Origin of the sequence: Streptomyces synnematoformans, from assembly GCF_039531005.1 — a bacterium.
Classification (GTDB): domain Bacteria; phylum Actinomycetota; class Actinomycetes; order Streptomycetales; family Streptomycetaceae; genus Streptomyces; species Streptomyces synnematoformans.
Window position 1 is genome coordinate 16731 of record NZ_BAAAPF010000034.1, and the last position, 18930, is coordinate 35660.

Here is an 18930-nt window from a genome sequence, read left to right on the forward strand (position 1 = left end):
GCGTGGTCCAGATCACCCATTCGAGCGATCGGAGCGTGCCGCCGCGTCGATGGCGGCCAGGGAACGACGCGCCTGGTTGCGGTCGGTCGTATACCAGAAGTCCGGCATGGAGGCGCGGAGATAGCTGCCGTAACGGGCCGTGGCCAGCCGCGGGTCGAGCACGGCGACGACGCCGCGGTCACCCGTGGCGCGTACGAGCCGGCCCGCGCCCTGCGCCATGAGCAGGGCGGCATGCGTCGCCGCGACCGCCATGAAGCCGTTGCCGCCGGCCTTCTCCACCGCCTCCTGCCGGGCGGTGGCCAGCGGGTCGTCGGGACGGGGGAACGGGATGCGGTCCATCACCACCAACTGGCAGCCGGGGCCCGGCACGTCGACGCCCTGCCACAGCGACAGGCTGCCGAACAGGCACGTCGCCTCGTCCGCCGCGAAACGCTTGATCAACTCGCCGAGCGTCTCCTCGCCCTGCAGCAGCACCGGGACGTCGAGCCGGCCGCGCAGCTCCGCGGCCGCCGCCTCGGCCGCGCGCTTCGAGGAGAACAGCCCCAGCGTGCGCCCGCCGGCCGCCGCCACCAGATCCGCCAGCTCGTCGAGCATGTCCTGACGCGTGCCGTCCCGGCCGGGCCGCTCCAGATGCCTGGCGACGTACAGGATGCCCTGCTTGCGGTACTCGAAAGGAGAGCCGACGTCGAGCCCCTTCCAGACGGGGGCGCCCTCCTCGCCGCCGCCCTCCGGGGGCAGCCCCAGCGACGCGCCGATCCCCGCGAAGTCACCGCCGAGCTTGAGCGTCGCCGACGTGAGCGTCACCGACCGGTCGCTGAACACCTTCTCGCGCACAAGACCCGACACCGACAGCGGCGCGACCCGCAGCGACGCCCCGAACCTGTCGTGCCGCTCGAACCACACCACGTCGAACTCCGAGCCCTGCGTGATCCGCTCGGCGACCTCCTGCACGTTCTCCACCGAGGCCAGCGCGAGGCGGCGCACCGCGTCCTCGTCCTGCACGGACGCGTCCCGCGTCGCGCCCAGCGCGGAGATGACCGTACGCGAGGCGTCCCGCAGCGCCAGCAGCGCGTACCCCAGGTCCTCCGGGACGGGCTCCAGCCGGCCCGGCAGCGCCAGCTCCATCAGCCGCTCGAAGCTCTCGGCCGCCGTCTGCAGGGCGTCCGCCGCCTTCTCGTCGACCAGCTTCGCCGACAGCCGCACCGCGCGGTTGACCCGCCCCGGCGTCAGCTCGCCGGTGGCCACGCCGGTGACCCGGGAGACCAGCTCGTGGGCCTCGTCGACGATCAGCACCTCGTGCGACGGCAGCACCGGGGCGCCCTCCAGGGCGTCGATGGCCAGCAGCGCGTGGTTCGTGACCACCACCTCGGCCAGCTTCGCCCGCTCCCGCGCCGCCTCCGCGAAACACTCCGGCCCGTACGCGCAGCGCGCGGCGCCCAGGCACTCGCGCGCCGACACCGACACCTGCGACCAAGCGCGGTCCGAGACGCCGGGCGTCAGCGAGTCCCGGTCGCCGCTGTCCGTCTCGTCCGCCCAGTCACGCAGCCGCAGCAGGTCCTGGCCGAGCCTGCTCGACGGCTGCGCCGACGCGCTCTCGAACGGGTCGAAGAGCCCGGCGCCCAGGTCGGGGTCGTCCTGCGGCACGCCCTCGTGCACCCGGTGCAGACACAGGTAGTTCGACCGGCCCTTGAGCGTCGCGAACTGGGGGCGGCGGCGCAGCCGCGGGTGCAGCGCGTCCACCGTGCGCGGCAGATCGCGCTCGACGAGCTGCCGCTGCAGCGCCAGCGTCGCGGTGGCGATCACCACCCGCTCGCCGTGCGCCAGCGCGGGCACCAGGTAGCCCAGCGACTTGCCCGTCCCCGTCCCGGCCTGCGCCAGCAGGTGCGAGCCGTCCGCGATCGCCTCGGCGACCGCCTCGGCCATCCGCACCTGGCCCTCCCGCTCCACGCCGCCGACGGCGGCCACGGCGGCCTGGAGGAGCCCGCGCAGCTCGCCGGTGTCGTCGGTGCCGCCGGTGTCGCCGGGGGCCTCGTGGTCGGCGCGGTCGGGGGAGTCGGCGCCGTCGGCGGGCGCGAGGACGTTCTGGTCAGCCATGGCTCGCAACCCTAAGGGGCGGCACCGACAGTGACGGCCGTCACGTCGGCTGCAGGGGGTTGGGCACGGTGCCGTCGACCGCGGCGTGCGGGCGCCGGGGCCGGTCGCGGTAGCCGTCGAGGTAGAGCCGGTTGCGGTTCAGGCAGAGCCGGTCGATGCGCGGCGTCAGCAGGTCGAAGAGCGCGAAGCGCTCCGCCAGCTCCGGGAACCGCCGCTGGTACCGCAGGATCTCCGCCCGGACGAGGCCGAAGAACTCCGCCTCCGGCACGCCCAGCTCGTCCGCGCACAGCGGCGCCAGATAGCGGAAGACGCCGACGAACAGCCCGGAGTGGATGAACTGCGGCAGGAACTCCGGCGGCTCGGTCAGCAGCGTGCGGCGCACGTCGGCCGGCATCCCGGCGTGCTCGGGCAGCGGCTTGGAGCTGACGTTGACGTCGTCGACGAAGTCCTTGACCGCCAGCCGCACCGGCACGTCGGCGCCGTCGAAGACCACGACGGCGTTCTCGCCGTGCGGCGAGAAGACGGTGCCGTAGCGGTACAGGAAGTGCAGCAGCGGCGGCAGCAGGGCGGCGAAGAGCCGCGCCAGCCACGCCGCCGGCGCCAGCCCCGAGCGGCGTACCAGCTCCGCCGTGAGCGACCGTCCCCCTGCGTCCGTCCACAGCAGCGCCGCCAGCGTCCTGGCCCGCTCCCCGGCGTCCAGCAGCGGGCCGACCGGCTCCCGCCAGATGCAGCCCAGCAGCTCGCGGTACTGGTACGGGACGCCCGGCAGCGCGTCGTACAGCGGATGGCGCACCGTCACGCTCGCCGTCTCGCCGAGCAGCACGACGCGCGTCTCCTCGGCGAGGAACGGGTCGGCGTCGCGCAGTCCGTGCACCCAGCCCGTGACGGCGGGGGCCGCGAGGGTGCGCTCCGTGGGCAGGCCGCGCCACACCAGCGTGTTGAGCACGGACAGCGGCAGCTTCACGGAGCGCGCCCGCGGGCGGCTGACGTTGAGGAACGTACGCACCGACTGCTGCGGCAGCCACATGTCGGCCGGGCCGCCGCCGGCCGGCAGCGGGATCACCAGACCGGCGTCGACCTGCGGCGCGTACAGCGTGGCGACGGTCTCGTCCCACTGCCACGGGTGCACGGGCAGCCACAGGTACGCGGCCGGGTCGCGGCCCGCCGCGGCGACGGCGCCGGCGAACACCGCGCGCGTGTCGTCACGCAGCTCCTCCGCGTACAGCTGCTCGGGACGGGCGAGGGCGGGCACGCCGCGGTACTCGGCGAGGGAGCGGTGCACCGCCAGCCACGGCAGCCGCCGCGGGACGCGCGCCTCCGGCGCGTACGCGGCGGCGTCGGCGGCGGAGAAGCCGACGCGGCCCTTGTTGGCCACGAGCCACGGGTGGCCGGTCTGGTGGCCCTCCAGCTCGGCGTAGCCCAGGTCGGCGAGGCGGGCGGCGGACGGGGCGCCGCGGGCCAGCCGGACGTCGGCGGCGAGGGTGGCGGTCAGCTCGCGGATCAGATGGCCGGTGGTGTCGCCGGCCAGCCGCAGGAGGCCGTCGTGGGCGCGGGCGAGGAAGCGCAGCGGGTCGCCGTCGGGGGTGAGGGAGGCGGGGTCGACGCGCCAGTGGCCGTACGGGCCGCGGCGGGCGGTGAAGCGGTACGTCACGTCGTCGGCGACGGACAGGCGGTAGGGGCGCGGGGCGGTGTCGCCGGGCGCGGGTGCGGGGCGGGGCCCGGAGCCGGGTTCCGGTTCGGGCTCCGGGGCGACTATGCCCTCGTAGGCGAACTCGCCCAGCATCTTGGCCAGCAGCCGGCGGGCGGCCAGGTCCCAGTCGGCCCCGGGGGCGGTATACGCGGCGTCGGTCAAGGGCGTTGGCTCCTCTCGCGTACTAGGGCAGGTCGGGCCGGGGCTGTTCGGGCGGGTACGGCCGCGCCGCGGACTCCGCGCCGCCGTCGCGCTCGGCCCGCTCGCGGACCATCAGCGCCGCCCGCTTGTCGGGCAGCGCCAGCTCCGCCCGGAAGTGGAAACCGGCGTTCAGGAAGGCGGCCACCGACGCCACGTTGTGCACGTCCGGCTCCGCGAGTACACGCGCGCATGACGCGTGGTTGTCGAACACGAGGTCGCTGACCGCCCGGATCAGCAGGCTGCCCAGCCCGCGGCCGCGGTCCGCGCCGCCGCCGACGAGCAGATGGACGCCCGTGTCGTGGGGGCGCGCGGGATAGTGGCCGGCCAGCGGGTCCCGGTCGGCGCGGTACAGCTCCCAGTAGCTCATCCGCACCCCGCCGAGCACGCCGAAGCAGGGCACGCTGTGCCCCGCGTCGACCTGCGCGCGCACATGCCTCGCGGTGACCGCCGCGGGGCCGGCGAGTTGCCAGAAGGCGGCCACGGACGGGTCGTTCATCCACCGGTGCAGCAGCGCCAGGTCACGCCCGCCGTCGGCGGGGCCGACGGGTTCGAGGCGGAACGGGCCGGCGGGGGTCTCCGCGGGCGTCCAGCCGGCGACGTCGTACGGAACGGAGGGCCGGGCGGCCTCCTGCCGGAGAAGCCGGCCGAGGCCGGCGCCGAAGTCGATGGTGTCGTCGGGGAGCAGCCCCGGAGGCCCGGTGGAGGTCGGGGGATCGGGTGGCACGGGGGCCTCCTCGCGTCGTACGGAAGCGGGGTCGGGGAGCGGTCAGAGGGTCAGCGGATTGGGGACGGTGACGTACACGGACTGCGTGTCCACCGGGCCGACCAGCTCGTCCAGGCCGTGCACCCGGGTCAGCAGGTTGGCCTTGCAGCGCAGCGCCCCGCCGCCGAGCAGCCGCTCGGCCAGCGCGCAGCGGCCCCGGCCCGGGCCGCCGCCCGCGGCGGACCTCTCCAGGAAGCAGCGGAAGGCCGCGAGCAGCACCCGCTCGTCGACCAGCCCCGCGGCGCCGAAGGCCCCGACGAGGCCGAGGACGTTGTTGACGCCCACGTAGTACGCGAAGCGCTCGTCGGTCACGTCGTCCGGGACGAACGTCTCGCTGGCGGCGCCCAGCCCGGGCAGCCGGCGCTCCAGATCGGCACGGCGGGACTCGCGGAAGTAGTACCCCTGGTTGTCCCGGTAGCGGCCGCCGGCCGGCCAGCCGTCGGAGTCGAGCAGCAGCACGGTGTTCTGCTGGTGCGCCTCCAGGGCCACGCCCGCCTCGGAGTCCAGCCACATGACGGGCCGTACGACCACCTCCAGGTAGCGCAGGAACCACTCGGCGGCCACCGTGGCCGCCGCCTGCCCGGTACGGGCGGCGAGCTGCCCGACGACGTCCTGCAGCCGCGACCGCATCGCACCCTCCGGCGACCGCGGCACCGGCGCCGTCAGCGCCGCGATGCACACCGCGTCGTCGTGCGCCGCGAACGGCTGGTGCCGTACGACCGCGTCCAGACCCGCGACGGGCTCGCCGGCGGGGGTGTCGACGGCCAGCCACGCCGGATCGCGTACGACGTCGAAGCCCGGCGCACCCGGGAAGCCGCCGGGGAAGGCCGCCCGCCACTCCTTGCCGAGGCCGGAGCGCAGCAGACGGTGCACCTCCGTGCCGCGGTGCAACTCCTTACGGAGGTTCTCGCGGCGGGAGTTGGTGATACGGACGCCGAGGGACAGCTTGAGCATCGCGGGCGCGCCGGGCCGGTACAGCGTGCGTACGGACGCCGTCGGGTGCCACGGGTCGCCGTGCGGGCCCAGGTCGCGCAGCAGTCCGGCGTCGAACAGCGCGCCGGCGTCGGGGCGTTCGCGCACCTCGCGGGCCTGCCACGGGTGCACGGGCAGCGGCGTGCAGCCCGGCGGCACCCGCAGCCCGGGGCCCGCCAGCCGGGCGGTCAGCTCGCGCGCGGGCACGCCCTTGCCGCGCTCGGTCCACGCCGAGTCCCCGGCGAGGACGCTGTCGTCGACGGCCAGCCAGTGCAGCGGGAAGCTGCCGCGCAGCTCCGGCGAGTAGCGCCGGGCCTCGGTCTCCGACAGCCCCTCGCGGCTCTTGGGCGTCGGATGCAGGGGATGGCCGAGGGGCAGGGACTGCTCGCCGGCCAGGAACGGGTCCGCGGTCGCGGGCCGCGTGTCCGCGCGGCGGGCGGCGAGGAACAGCGCGGTGTGGCGCACGGAGTCGGCGACGCGGCCGACGAGGTCGCCGCCCCCGCCGGCGGCCAGCGCGGCGGCGTACGCGGCCTCCCGGCTCAGCAGCGACGCCAGCGTCACGGCGTCCACCGGCGGCGCGTCCCCGGGGGCGCCGTGCAGCACGGGCCGCCCGAAGCGGTGCCAGCCGGCCGCCGACCAGTACCGCACGGGCACGCGCAGGCATGCCCCGCTGGCGGGCAGCAGCAGCCGCAGCGTGCCGTTCTCCGGCTCCGCCACGCCCTGTTCCCGCACCCAGCAGCGCAACAGGTTCTCGGCGGCGGCCGCGTCGGCGGCGGCCCGGGCGTCCGGGTGCTCCAGGGGGTCCGGCTCGGGCCGCGCGCCGCCGTCCCCGGCGCCGCGCCGGTACTGGCGGGGGACGGCGGGCCCGATGAGCCGGGCCGGCCCCCGGTGCACCGTGGGCCGGCCGCTGCCGGCCGGGAGTTCGTCGCTGGCGTGCTTCGCGTTCACAGACGTGCACCTCGGGAGGGTCGCGTACGGGTCGAGCACCCCCGGGCCGCGCGGAGGCGCCCGGAGCGTCTGCATCCCCCGCACTACCAACGACGCACCCGCGGCCGGAACACGGCCGCCGGCAAGATCCTTGGCCGGTCGGGAACCGCGGGGCCCGGTGCGGCCGTCCCCAACGGCACCGGCATAGTGGGGGCCCGTGTCCCGCCGGGGACACCTGCGTCGAGAAACTGGGGGAGTCGATCCATGCCCGCCAACGGGAAACGTCGTATACCGAGGAAGGTGCTCGCGGCGGCGGCCCTCGCCGTCACCATGGCGCTGACCGCAGGCGCCTGCGAGGACGGCGACGGCGGCACCGGCGCCGACGACAAGCAGCAGGAACAGCAGTCGCAGGCGCCCGAGAACGAGCTGAGCCTCCCCGAGGGCATCCCGGACTCGCTGAAGGACCTCGACCTCGACAAGTGGCGGGACGGCGGCTGGAAGGAGTGGGCCGAGGAGGACTGGCTGCGCGACGCGCGTGAGTTCATCAACCCGATCATCGAGGACCTGTGGGACCCGGACCGGATGTGGGACGCGGAGCAGCCGCCGGCCCAGATCGACGAGAACGACGTGTCGGAGGACCAGGGCGTGACCGACCCGGAGCCGGCGCCGGTGGAGGCCCAGGAGGCGGCCACGCCCTACCCGGAGTCGCGGCCGGCCGCGGGCAAGATCTTCTTCGACACCCCCGATGGCCCCATGGTCTGCTCCGGCACCGTGGTCGCCGACCCGGCCAACCCGGGCAAGTCCAACCTGGTCGCCACCGCGGGCCACTGCGTGCACAAGGGCGCCGACGGCGGCTGGTGGCGCAACATCATCTTCGTGCCCTCCTTCAACCCGGAGGGCAAGACCGTGGCCGAGCTGGAGGCCGAGCAGGCGACGGAGGAGGAGATCGCGCCCAAGGGCACGTTCTGGGCCGAGGAGGCCCGTACCACCGACGAGTGGATCTCCGAGGGCAAGACCCAGGGTGGCGTGGGCGCCCCGTACGACTTCGCCGTGATGAAGGTGCAGCCGAAGGACGGCGGCGGGCAGTCCCTGGAGGAGGCGGTCGGCGCCGCGGTGCCGATCTGGTTCGACGCGCCGGCCGTGAAGGACGTCGGTGACCTGACCGCCACCGGCTACCCGCAGGCCGCCCCCTACGACGGCGCGCGCATGTACACCTGCACCGACACGCCGGGCCGGCTGTCGATCGCGGCGGCGCAGCCCACCATGTACCGCATCGGCTGCACCATGACCGCCGGTGCCTCCGGCGGCGGCTGGACCGCGCAGAACGACGGCGAGGAACAGCTGGTGTCCGTCACCTCCATCGGCCCGCTGCAGGCCACCTGGCTGGCGGGCCCGCGCCTCGACAAGGAGGCCGAGGGGGTCTTCGACGAGGTGAGCGGCGGCTAGCACCCGTTCCGTACGGCCGGACGCCGGGCGCTCCGCACCCGGCCGCGGCCGCGGTCCGACCGCGCGCCGGGCTCCCACCGGGAGCCCGGCGCGCTGGCCGTTCCGCCCCCCGGTTTGGCAGGATCGCCGCGTGGTCCCCTCCTTCCTCCGCCGCCCCGGCAGGCGCCGGACGCTGCAGGCCGCCGTGGCGACGGCGGCCGTGCTCGGGCTGCTCCTGTGGTGGCTGCTGCCGCTGGGCGGCGACGGCCGCCCGGACGGGAAGGTGGTCTTCGCCACGGGGGTGCGCACCGGCGTCTACGCGGAGTACGGCCGGCTGCTGCGCGAGGGCCTCGCCCGGGACGAACCGGGCCTCGACGTCCGCCTGCACCCCAGCGAGGGGTCCATCGACAACCTGCGGAAGGTCACCGCGGGGCGGGCTGACTTCGCCGTCGCCGCCGCCGACTCCGTGGCCACGTACCGGCGCGACCGGCTGCCCGGCTGGCAGCGGCTGCGCGCGGTCGCCCGGCTCTACGACGACTACGTGCAGCTCGTGGTCCTGCGCGACTCGCCGGTCCGGCGCACCACCGACCTGCGCGGCCTCCGGGTCGGCGTGGGCGAGGACGGCTCCGGCGTCCAACTGATCACGCGGCGGCTGCTGTCGGCGGCCGGCCTCGACTTCGACCGCGACGTCGCGGCGGTGCGCATGGGCCTGAACACGATGCCGAAGCTGCTGCGCGAGGGGGAGATCGACGCCTTCTTCTGGTCGGGCGGGCTGCCCACGGAGGCCGTCGAACGCCTCGCGGGGCAGGCCGAGATCGAGCTGGTGCCGCTGGGCGACCTGCTCGGCGCGCTGCACGCCCAGGGGGAGCTGGCCCGCTACTACCGGGCCGCGGTGATGCCGCCCGACGCCTACCCCACGGTCCAGCGGGACACCGCGGTGCCGACGCTCGCGGTGGCGAACCTGCTGGTCACCACCGAGCGGGAGGACTCCCGGCTGACGGAGAGCGTGACGAGCACGGTGATACGGGACCGGGACCGCATCGGGCGCGTGGTGCACGCGGCGCAGCGGGTCGACCTGCGCACGGCGGTCTTCACCGACCCGCTGGAGCTGCACGAGGGGGCGGCGCGCTACTACCGGGAGCAGAAGCCGTAGGACCGGGAACACCGGGGACACCGGACACCGGGAACGGCGGGGCGCGGGTGAGCGGTGAGGCCGCTTGACACCGAAATCGAACATCGATTCCCATGGGGGTTCGGTCGGGTTTTCCACAGGCCGGCTCGACGTGGGGCGTGTTGTCAGTGGCAGGCGCTAGCGTCGTTGACGTGAAGCGATCGACTCAGACATCCCGGGTGGAACCCATGGCAGCGACTGACCGCGAGAAGGCGCTCGACGCCGCACTCGCCCAGATTGAACGGCAATTCGGCAAGGGTGCCGTGATGCGTCTCGGCGAGCGGCCGAACGAGCCCGTGGAAGTCATCCCCACCGGGTCGACCGCTCTCGACGTCGCGCTCGGCGTGGGCGGTCTGCCGCGCGGCCGCGTGGTGGAGGTGTACGGCCCGGAGTCCTCCGGCAAGACGACCCTGACGCTGCACGCGGTGGCCAACGCCCAGCGGACCGGCGGCACGGTGGCGTTCGTCGACGCGGAGCACGCCCTCGACCCGGAGTACGCGAAGAAGCTCGGCGTCGACATCGACTCCCTCATCCTCTCCCAGCCCGACAACGGCGAACAGGCGCTGGAGATCGCGGACATGCTGGTCCGCTCCGGCGCGCTCGACCTGATCGTCATCGACTCGGTCGCGGCCCTCGTCCCGCGCGCGGAGATCGAGGGCGAGATGGGCGACTCGCACGTCGGCCTCCAGGCCCGGCTGATGAGCCAGGCCCTGAGGAAGATCACCAGCGCGCTGAACCAGTCGAAGACCACCGCGATCTTCATCAACCAGCTGCGCGAGAAGATCGGCGTGATGTTCGGCTCGCCCGAGACCACCACCGGCGGCAAGGCGCTCAAGTTCTACGCATCGGTGCGCCTGGACATCCGGCGCATCGAGACGCTCAAGGACGGCACGGAGCCCGTCGGCAACCGCACCCGCGTCAAGGTCGTGAAGAACAAGGTCGCGCCGCCCTTCAAGCAGGCCGAGTTCGACATCCTCTACGGGCAGGGCATCAGCCGCGAGGGCGGCCTGATCGACATGGGCGTGGAGCACGGCTTCATCCGCAAGTCCGGCGCCTGGTACACGTACGAGGGCGACCAGCTCGGCCAGGGCAAGGAGAACGCCCGGACGTTCCTGAAGGACAACCCCGACCTGGCGAACGAGATCGAGAAGCGGATCAAGGAGAAGCTCGGCATCGGCCCGAAGCCGGAGAACGCGGACGGCGAGCCCGCCGAGGGCGCCGCGGGCGACCCCGGGGCGGCGGCCGCGGACGGCGCCGCCCCGGCGGGGAAGAAGACGGTGCCGCCGCCGGCCAAGACCGCGAAGGCGGCCAAGGCCGCGGCCAAGAGCTGACCCGTGGTCCGGCGCACCGACTGGCCGCTCCCACCCCCGGACGACGGCCGCGCTCCGGCCGGGAGCGGCCCGGGGGCCGGCGGGGCCCGGCGGGCCGGGCGCGGGCGGTCACGGGGCCGGAGCGAGCCGTCCGGGGAGCGGGTGCGGGAGACGTCGCTCAGCCCCGAGGAACGGGCCCGGGCGATCTGCCTGCGCCTGCTCACCGGGTCGCCGCGCACCCGTCGCCAGCTCGCGGACGCGCTGGCTAAGCGGGACGTCGACGCCGAGGTGTCGGCGGCCGTGCTCGACCGTCTCGAAGGGGCCGGGCTGATCGACGACGCGGCGTTCGCCGGCGCGTGGGTGGAGTCCCGGCACCACGGCCGGGGCCTCGCCCGCCGCGCGCTCGCGCGCGAGCTGCGCACCCGGGGAGTGGCGCCCGCGGTGGTCGACGAGGCGGTGAGCCGGCTCGACGCCGGCACCGAGGAGGAGACGGCTCGCGAGCTGGTCGCCCGCAAGCTCCGCGCCACGCGCGGCCTCGACCGGGAGAAGCGCATCCGCCGCCTGGCCGGCATGCTGGCCCGCCGGGGGTACGGGGAGGGGCTTGCCCTCCGTGTCGTGCGCGAGGCGCTGGAGGCGGAGGGCGAGGACGCGGAGGGTCTGCTGGAGGACTGAGCGGCGCGGAGGCGCCGGCGCTTCACCGGAACCGCCTCCGCGAGGGCCGGTGCCGGGGACGGCGGTGAGCCCGCGGGTTCGTCGAGCCCGCGTGTCCGGCCGCCGCCGCGGCCGGTTCGCGATACTCCACGCCGCGCAGGGCGGCGGCCCGGGAGCCGGGTGCCCGGGCCGGCTGTGCCGTGCCGGAGACGCCGCGCCGGGCTCAGACCCGGCGGAGGACCGCGACGACCTTGCCGAGGATCGTCGCCTCGTCGCCGGGGATCGGCTGGTACGCGGCGTTGTGCGGCAGCAGCCACACGTGGCCGTCCTCGCGCTTGAACCGCTTGACCGTGGCCTCGCCGTCCAGCATCGCGGCGACGATGTCGCCGTTCTCGGCGACCGGCTGGCGCCGTACCGCGACCCAGTCGCCGTCGCAGATCGCGGCGTCGATCATCGAGTCACCGACGACCTTCAGCACGAACAGCTCGCCGTCGCCGACGAGCTGCCGCGGCAGCGGGAAGACGTCCTCGACCGACTCCTCGGCGAGGATCGGGCCACCGGCCGCGATCCGGCCGACCAGGGGCACGTACGACGCGGCGGGCTTGCCCGTGGTGTCGGTGGCGGCCTGGGCGGCGGGCGTCTCGGCGCCGCGCACCTCGTACGCCCGCGGCCGGTGCGGGTCCCGGCGCAGGAAGCCCTTGCGCTCCAGCGCCATCAGCTGGTGCGCGACGGAGGAGGTGGAGGAGAGCCCCACGGCCTGGCCGATCTCGCGCATCGACGGGGGGTAGCCCCGGCGCTGCACCGAGTCGCGGATGACCTCGATGACCCGGCGCTGCCGCTCGGTCAGCCCGGAGCTGTCGGCCCTGATGCCCGGCGGGCGCCCCGGCATGGAGCGCTTGGGTGGCTGGCCCTCGCCCTCGTGGGCGTCCCCGGGCGCAGGTGTGAGCTGCTGCTCGGCTGCCTGCTGGGGCCGTTCGCGGGCGGCGATGGCGGCGGTGTCTGCGGTGGTGGTCACGTCTTCGGCCCCTCTCAAGACGGGTCTCTCTCTCGTAAGACAACGGTAGTTGCTTTCGAAAGGTTGCGCCAAACACACGTTCGAGTGAAAAACTCTGGTTTCGCTGTCGTGATCCATCCAGTGGGTGTAAGGCGCTGACCGGCCGCTGTCCGCCGCCCGCCCCGGCGTGCCCGCCCGGGCCCGTCGCCGGGGGCGCTTTCCGGGGCCGCTCCGTGACGCTCCCCGGCCGCTCTGTAGCCGCGCCGTCCAGTTTGTCACCCTCGCCCCACCCGTGTCGCCGTCTGTGCGCTCCCGTAGGCTGCGGATGTCCCGCCCGGTTTCCACGGCGCGCCAACACGCTCTCCGCCTTCAATGGCAGCCAAACCCCAGATCTAGTGGTTAGATGGGTGTCAGCGGCCCACAAGTTGTGGTCCCCCTTCCTCTCACCGGAAGGGAATCCCATATGCTTGGGGCCTGCTCCGGCGGGCCGCGGGGGGCCGCCGGACCGACGTGCCGTGCGCGAGAGGGAGGGTGGAGAGCGATGCACTGCCCCTTCTGCAGGCACCCCGACAGCCGGGTGGTCGACAGCCGCACCACCGACGACGGCGCAGCCATCCGCCGCCGCCGGCAGTGCCCCGACTGCTCGCGCCGCTTCACCACGGTGGAGACCGCGTCCCTGATGGTCATCAAGCGCAGCGGGGTCACCGAGCCCTTCAGCCGCGCCAAGGTGATCACGGGCGTACGCAAGGCGTGCCAGGGCCGCCCCGTCACCGAAGACGCGCTGGCCCAGCTCGGCCAGCGGGTCGAGGAGGCGATCCGGGCCACCGGCAGCGCCGAGGTCTCCAGCCACGACGTCGGGCTCGCCATACTGGGCCCGCTGCAGGACCTCGATCTCGTCGCCTACCTGCGCTTCGCCTCCGTCTACCGCGCCTTCGACTCCCTTGCGGACTTCGACGACGCCATCACGCAGTTGCGGACCGCGGACAGGCCCCCCGCCGACGACGGCCCGGACGGACAGGACGGCCAGGCCCCACCTCCCGCGCCGGGCGACCCCGGTGCGCCCGGCCCCGGCCGCAGTCCCGGCCGCGGTGAGGCCCCCGGAGTCCCGTCACCCGGCAGAGCGGCCGGCTGACGCCCACCGCGGGCCACCCGTCATCCACACCCGGCCGGCGCGCGGCGCAGCGCGCGGGCCGCCGGCGGAACAAGCAGATCAAGAACAGGAACCGTGCCCGGGAAGACGTGGGCACACCAGGGCGTTCACGCCCGTATAGGGAGGCGGCATGACAGAGACGACGAGCGGCCCGGCGCGCAGTTCCCGCAAGGGCGGCGCCAAGGGGAACAAGGGCCTGCGCATCGAGCGCATCCACACCACCCCCGGTATGCACCCGTACGACGAGGTGGAGTGGGCGCGCCGTGACGTCGTCATGACCAACTGGCGCGACGGTTCGGTCAACTTCGAGCAGCACGGCGTGGAGTTTCCCGAGTTCTGGGAGGCCAACGCCGTCAACATCGTCACGAGCAAGTACTTCCGCGGTGCGGTGGGCACCCCCAAGCGGGAGACCAGCCTCAAGCAGGTCCTCGACCGGATCGTGAAGACGTACCGCAAGGCCGGCGAGGACCACAGGTACTTCGCCACGCCCGCGGACGCCGAGATCTTCGAGCACGAGCTGGCCTACGCCCTGCTGCACCAGATCTTCAGCTTCAACTCGCCGGTGTGGTTCAACGTCGGCACCCCGCAGCCCCAGCAGGTCAGCGCCTGCTTCATCCTCTCCGTCGACGACTCCATGGAGTCCATCCTCGACTGGTACAAGGAAGAGGGGATGATCTTCAAGGGCGGCTCCGGCGCCGGCCTCAACCTCTCCCGTATCCGCTCCAGCAAGGAACTGCTGTCCTCCGGCGGCAACGCCTCGGGCCCCGTCTCCTTCATGCGCGGCGCGGACGCCTCCGCGGGCACCATCAAGTCCGGCGGCGCCACCCGGCGCGCGGCCAAGATGGTCGTGCTCGACGTCGACCACCCCGACATCGAGGCGTTCATCGAGACCAAGGTCAAGGAGGAGGAGAAGATCCGCGCCCTGCGGGACGCGGGCTTCGACATGGACCTCGGGGGCGACGACATCACCTCCGTGCAGTACCAGAACGCCAACAACTCCGTCCGCGTCACCGACGACTTCATGAAGGCCGTCGAGAACGACGCGCAGTTCGGCCTGCGCGCCCGGATGACCGGCGAGGTCATCGAGGAGGTCGGCGCGAAGAAGCTGTTCCGGCAGATGGCCGAGGCCGCCTGGGTCTGCGCCGACCCCGGCATCCAGTACGACGACACCATCAACCACTGGCACACGGCGCCGGAGTCGGGGCGTATCACCGCCTCCAACCCGTGCAGCGAGTACATGCACCTGGACAACACCTCGTGCAACCTCGCCTCGCTGAACCTGATGAAGTTCCTCCAGCAGGACGCCGACGGCCGGCAGAGCTTCGAGGCGGAGCGCTTCGCCAAGGTCGTCGAGCTGGTCATCACGGCGATGGACATCTCCATCTCCTTCGCCGACTTCCCGACCCGGAAGATCGCCGAGAACACCCGCGCCTTCCGCCAGCTCGGCATCGGCTACGCCAACCTCGGCGCCCTGCTCATGGCCACGGGCCACGCCTACGACTCGGACGGCGGCCGCGCCCTCGCCGGCGCCATCACCTCCCTGATGACCGGCACCGCCTACAAGCGCTCGGCGCACCTGGCCGCCGCCGTCGGCGCGTACGACGGCTACGCCCGCAACGCCACCGCCCACAAGCGCGTCATGCGGCAGCACGCGGACGCCAACGCCGCGGCCAAGCGCATGGACGACCTGGACACCCCCGTCTGGGCCGCCGCCACCGAGGCCTGGCAGGACGTGGTCCGCCTCGGCGACAAGCACGGCTACCGCAACGCCCAGGCGTCGGTGCTGGCCCCCACCGGGACCATCGGCCTGGCGATGTCGTGCGACACGACGGGCATCGAACCGGACCTGGCGCTGGTGAAGTTCAAGAAGCTGGTCGGCGGCGGCTCGATGCAGATCGTCAACCAGACGGTCCCGATGGCGCTCAAGCGGCTGGGGTACCAGGACGAGCAGATCGAGGCGGTCGTCGCGCACATCGCCGAGCACGGCAGCGTCGTGAACGCCCCGAGCCTCAAGCCCGAGCACTACGAGGTCTTCGACTGCGCCATGGGGGAACGTTCCATCTCGCCGATGGGGCACGTGCGGATGATGGCGGCCGCGCAGCCGTTCCTGAGCGGCGCCATCTCCAAGACGGTCAACATGCCCTCGACCAGCACCGCCGAGGACGTCGAGGAGATCTACCTCCAGGGCTGGAAGCTGGGCGTCAAGGCCCTCGCCGTGTACGTGGAGGGCTCGAAGGTCGGCCAGCCGCTGTCGGCGAAGAAGAAGGAGGCCGACAAGGCCGCGGACAAGGCGGAGGAGACGATCCGCGAGGCCGTGGAGAAGGTCGTCGAGTACCGCCCGGTGCGCCGCCGCCTCCCCAAGGGGCGCCCCGGCATCACCACGTCCTTCACGGTCGGCGGCGCCGAGGGCTACATGACCGCCAACTCCTACCCGGACGACGGGCTGGGCGAGGTGTTCCTGAAGATGTCCAAGCAGGGCTCGACCCTCGCGGGCATGATGGACGCCTTCTCGATCGCGGTCTCGGTGGGCCTGCAGTACGGGGTGCCGCTGGAGACGTACGTCTCGAAGTTCACGAACATGCGCTTCGAGCCGGCGGGCATGACGGACGACCCGGACGTGCGGATGGCGCAGTCGATCGTCGACTACATCTTCCGCCGGCTGGCGCTGGACTTCCTGCCGTTCGAGACCCGCTCGGCGCTGGGCATCCACTCCGCGGAGGAGCGCGAGCGGCACCTGGAGACCGGTTCGTACGAGCCGACGGACGAGGAGCTGGACGTCGAGGGCCTGGCCCAGTCCGCCCCCCGCACACCGGCCACCCGCCCGGCCCCGCCGGTGACGATCGAGCAGGCCAAGCCGGCCCCGCAGGAGGCGCACACCTCGGCGGAGCTGGTGGAGATGCAGCTCGGCATCCAGGCGGACGCGCCGCTGTGCTTCTCGTGCGGCACGAAGATGCAGCGCGCGGGCAGCTGCTACATCTGCGAGGGCTGCGGCTCAACCAGCGGCTGCAGCTGAGAACAGGCGGAGTCGCGTCGGATGCGACATACGACGTGACCTGCGAAGCCAGCTGACTTGCGCGTTCTGAAGGGGACCGGCCATCGGCCGGTCCTCTTCGCTCTGGTGACCGCTCTGTCCGCCTCGATCGTGAGCGACGTGCTGGGCATGCACATCGCTACCGCAGGCTGTGGCCTTCGATGAGGGCACGACGATCATGCGCGAGAGCGCGACCGTCATGTTGAGCAATTGGCCGACCCCGGCGGCGATCCGGCCCTGAGGGGCAGGAACGTCGGGTCTTGTGACGCCAGTACTGCCGTGGCATGCTGCTGGCCATGATCAAGAGAAACGAGCCTTCCGCCCGCTGGTGAGCGAGGCGACCGGGATGAAGCCCCCGGGATCACAGGTACCACTGTTCGACCACGCGCTGGCGCTACACGAGTCCACGCCAGACGAGCCTCTTCCGCGCGACGGAGAACCGTATCCAGAAGATCGGGCGCACCGTCGACGGCCTCGCCCCCGGCGCCCTGAAGACCGGAGCCGAATCGGGTGGGACGTGGCGTCCGTCTTGGACGCTCACCTGGCCCGGCCTTCGGCCGGCCCCAGCGACCTCGCCGACGCTTTCCACGACCTCTACGTCCCGATTCACGAAAACGAGCACATCACGGCGGCGGCCCGGCGGGCTGACAGAGACCGTGTTCTCCAGACGGGCCGGTGGCTTGTCAGGCACGGTGTCGACCGATGCGGGGTCACCGTGGGCCTTGCCCTCCTCGCGGCCGTGGGAACGGCCGATGATGTCCCACTGATCCAAACGATCGGACTTCTGTCGCACCGCTTCGGCCCCCTCGCAGCGCGTGCCTTGGAACGGCTGCCTGGAGGCGACGCCGAAGCCCTCCTCTGGCTCGCTGGACGAGTCACCGGCTGGGGACGGGTCTACGTCGTGGAAGCCCTCTGCCGACTCGACGATCCTGCTGCCCGGCTCTGGCTCCTTCGCCGGGCATGTGACGGCGACTTCCTCAACGCGTACTTCGCCGGCTCTGTCGCTGAGGCCACGGACTTGCACGAAGCCATCGCCGAACCCTGCGTGGACGACGAGATCGCAGACCACACCGGCAGACTGCTCCTCGTGCTGACCTACAGCCAGGGTATGGGCATGACCCTCTCGCGCTACCCCCATGCCGAAGCGGTACTGGCTGCGCATCTGCGTCACCTTGAGCGTCTGGGGTCCTCCGCCGGGCGGTACTCCACTGCCGCGTGGCTGGCCAGCAGCCTCGGGGAAGATGGCGACGCAGAGTCGATCGGGCCAGCCGAGCGTTGGCAGTCATATCGTGACCGCTATCTGGCGCTTCTCGACCGTGAGGACTGGTGTGAGGCGGCCAGAAAGGCCCTCGCTGCCAAGGAACCCGGGGTCCTCCGCCTCGCAGAGACGGCGCCGGGCCGCAGGCTGCGCGCTTTCGCCGACCGACCACGACCGGGCGAGGAGTAGCGCACGCCAGAGTATCGACCCTGCCCCAGTAGGCGGCGCGGGCGCGCAGCCCTGCGGGGTGCTGCGTGGCCCGTGTCCGGCTGACCCGTGCGTCCCGGAGGGGGACCGGCCGACGACGGCCGGTCCCCCTCCGTGTGCCGGGGTGCGCCGTCCTCCGGTGCCGGCGTCGGGTCTCGCGGTTCTACGGGGCGGCTCCCTGCCGGAGGCGGGGCCCTCGTGGCTCGTGGTCGGCGGCGGCGCGTTGGGGGCGTGAACTCGGCTGCGCACGCCGGTGATCGCCGGGTGGGCAGGCCGTAGGATAGCGCGGTGCTGGTCAAGTGGATTCGCTGCACCGTGGTGGACCGCCGGGGTTTCGAGCGGGGGCAGCGGAAGTGGGCGGGGCTGCTCGGCGAACCGGGCTTCCGGGGGCAGGGCGGGGGCTGGAGCCGGGCGCGTGAGGGCGTGGTGCACCTCGTCGCCTTCTGGGAGAGCAGGGCGCTGTACGACTCGTTCATGGCCCGCTCCCACGACCGGCTCGCGACGGCCCAGCTCGGCACGTTCAAGGACATGCGGGTGCGCCTCTTCGAGCACCGGATGGACGTGAAGCTGGGGTTCGAGCCGCGGTTCGAGGGCGCCGACGTGCTGCGGCTCGCGCACTGCCGGGTGCACGAGGAGCGGGTGGAGCACTTCACGCTGATGCAGGAGAAGGTGTGGAACCCGGCGATGGCGGGGTCGCCGGGGATGCTGCGGGGGGTGCTGGGGCAGTCGGAGGAGGGCGACTTCCTGGTGCTGTCCATGTGGTCGTCGGCGGCGGAGCACGGCAAGTACCGGGAGGACCGGGTGGAGCGGCTGGCGCTGCGCGCGCAGACCGCGGCGGACGTGGCGGCGCTGGCGGGGGATGTGGTGGATCTGGAGTCGTCTTGGACCGTCTGACCGGGCACCCCCGCTACGCTGGCCCCGAGATGACACCGGACCCCGCTCCCGCCCCGCGTCCGTCCGCGGGCCCGCCGCCGTCCCCGGATCCGTCGCGGTCCGCGGGCCCGCCGCCGTCGGCGGATACGCCGCCGTCCGCGGCCCACGACCCGGCCGCCATCGCCGCCCTGCCCGCCGACCCCGACGCGCACG

13 protein-coding genes are annotated in these 18930 nt (G+C 73.4%); 8 read left to right on the forward strand and 5 right to left on the reverse strand.

The window, feature by feature from the left end; genetic code table 11:
* Positions 1-12: 12 nt before the first annotated feature.
* Genes ABD317_RS08915 through ABD317_RS08930 form a run of 4 tightly spaced genes read right to left on the reverse strand, consistent with a single transcriptional unit; the run spans position 13 to position 6668 of the window.
* A complete protein-coding gene (locus ABD317_RS08915; RefSeq protein WP_344289248.1) occupies positions 13-2094 on the reverse strand; it encodes an ATP-dependent DNA helicase in 2082 nt (693 codons plus the stop codon).
* A 40-nt stretch (positions 2095-2134) separates the two neighbouring features.
* On the reverse strand, positions 2135-3946 hold the full coding sequence (locus ABD317_RS08920; protein WP_027752658.1) for an IucA/IucC family protein: 1812 nt from the start codon (positions 3944-3946) through the stop codon (positions 2135-2137).
* 22 nt (positions 3947-3968) lie between these two features.
* Positions 3969-4709 (reverse strand): GNAT family N-acetyltransferase, encoded by a 741-nt coding sequence (locus ABD317_RS08925; protein ID WP_344289249.1) that lies wholly within the window; start codon positions 4707-4709, stop codon positions 3969-3971.
* Positions 4710-4751: 42 nt separating this feature from the next.
* Positions 4752-6668, reverse strand: coding sequence for an IucA/IucC family protein (locus tag ABD317_RS08930; RefSeq protein ID WP_344289250.1), 1917 nt, complete (start codon positions 6666-6668; stop codon positions 4752-4754).
* Positions 6669-6911: 243 nt separating this feature from the next.
* Here ABD317_RS08930 and ABD317_RS08935 point away from each other — a divergent pair, with 243 nt between their 5' ends.
* From ABD317_RS08935 to recX, 4 genes are all read left to right on the forward strand, one after another.
* Positions 6912-8093 (forward strand): trypsin-like serine peptidase, encoded by a 1182-nt coding sequence (locus ABD317_RS08935; RefSeq protein WP_344289251.1) that lies wholly within the window; start codon positions 6912-6914, stop codon positions 8091-8093.
* Between the two features lie 130 nt (positions 8094-8223).
* Positions 8224-9225, forward strand: a complete 1002-nt coding sequence (locus tag ABD317_RS08940) for a TAXI family TRAP transporter solute-binding subunit (protein WP_344289252.1) — start codon at positions 8224-8226, stop codon at positions 9223-9225.
* Positions 9226-9431: 206 nt separating this feature from the next.
* Positions 9432-10574, forward strand: coding sequence for a recombinase RecA (gene recA, locus ABD317_RS08945; protein ID WP_344289253.1), 1143 nt, complete (start codon positions 9432-9434; stop codon positions 10572-10574).
* Between the two features lie 3 nt (positions 10575-10577).
* Positions 10578-11225 carry a recombination regulator RecX gene (gene recX, locus ABD317_RS08950; RefSeq protein WP_344289254.1) on the forward strand — a complete coding sequence of 216 codons (648 nt, stop codon included), beginning with the start codon at positions 10578-10580 and terminating at the stop codon, positions 11223-11225.
* A gap of 202 nt (positions 11226-11427) precedes the next feature.
* Here recX and lexA read toward each other — a convergent pair whose 3' ends face one another.
* Complete coding sequence (gene lexA, locus ABD317_RS08955) at positions 11428-12219, reverse strand: transcriptional repressor LexA (RefSeq protein ID WP_344289255.1); 792 nt, start codon at positions 12217-12219, stop codon at positions 11428-11430.
* A gap of 520 nt (positions 12220-12739) precedes the next feature.
* Between lexA and nrdR the strand changes: the two genes are divergently transcribed.
* The 4 genes from nrdR (at position 12740) to ABD317_RS08975 (ending at position 18738) form a co-directional block, all read left to right on the forward strand.
* Positions 12740-13330 (forward strand): transcriptional regulator NrdR, encoded by a 591-nt coding sequence (nrdR, locus tag ABD317_RS08960; RefSeq protein ID WP_027752650.1) that lies wholly within the window; start codon positions 12740-12742, stop codon positions 13328-13330.
* 148 nt (positions 13331-13478) lie between these two features.
* Positions 13479-16361 (forward strand): vitamin B12-dependent ribonucleotide reductase, encoded by a 2883-nt coding sequence (locus tag ABD317_RS08965; protein ID WP_344289256.1) that lies wholly within the window; start codon positions 13479-13481, stop codon positions 16359-16361.
* A gap of 547 nt (positions 16362-16908) precedes the next feature.
* Entirely contained in the window at positions 16909-17826 is a 918-nt protein-coding gene (locus tag ABD317_RS08970; protein ID WP_344289257.1) for a hypothetical protein, read from the forward strand.
* Between the two features lie 306 nt (positions 17827-18132).
* A complete protein-coding gene (locus tag ABD317_RS08975; RefSeq protein WP_027752648.1) occupies positions 18133-18738 on the forward strand; it encodes a DUF4937 domain-containing protein in 606 nt (201 codons plus the stop codon).
* Positions 18739-18930: the final 192 nt, after the last annotated feature.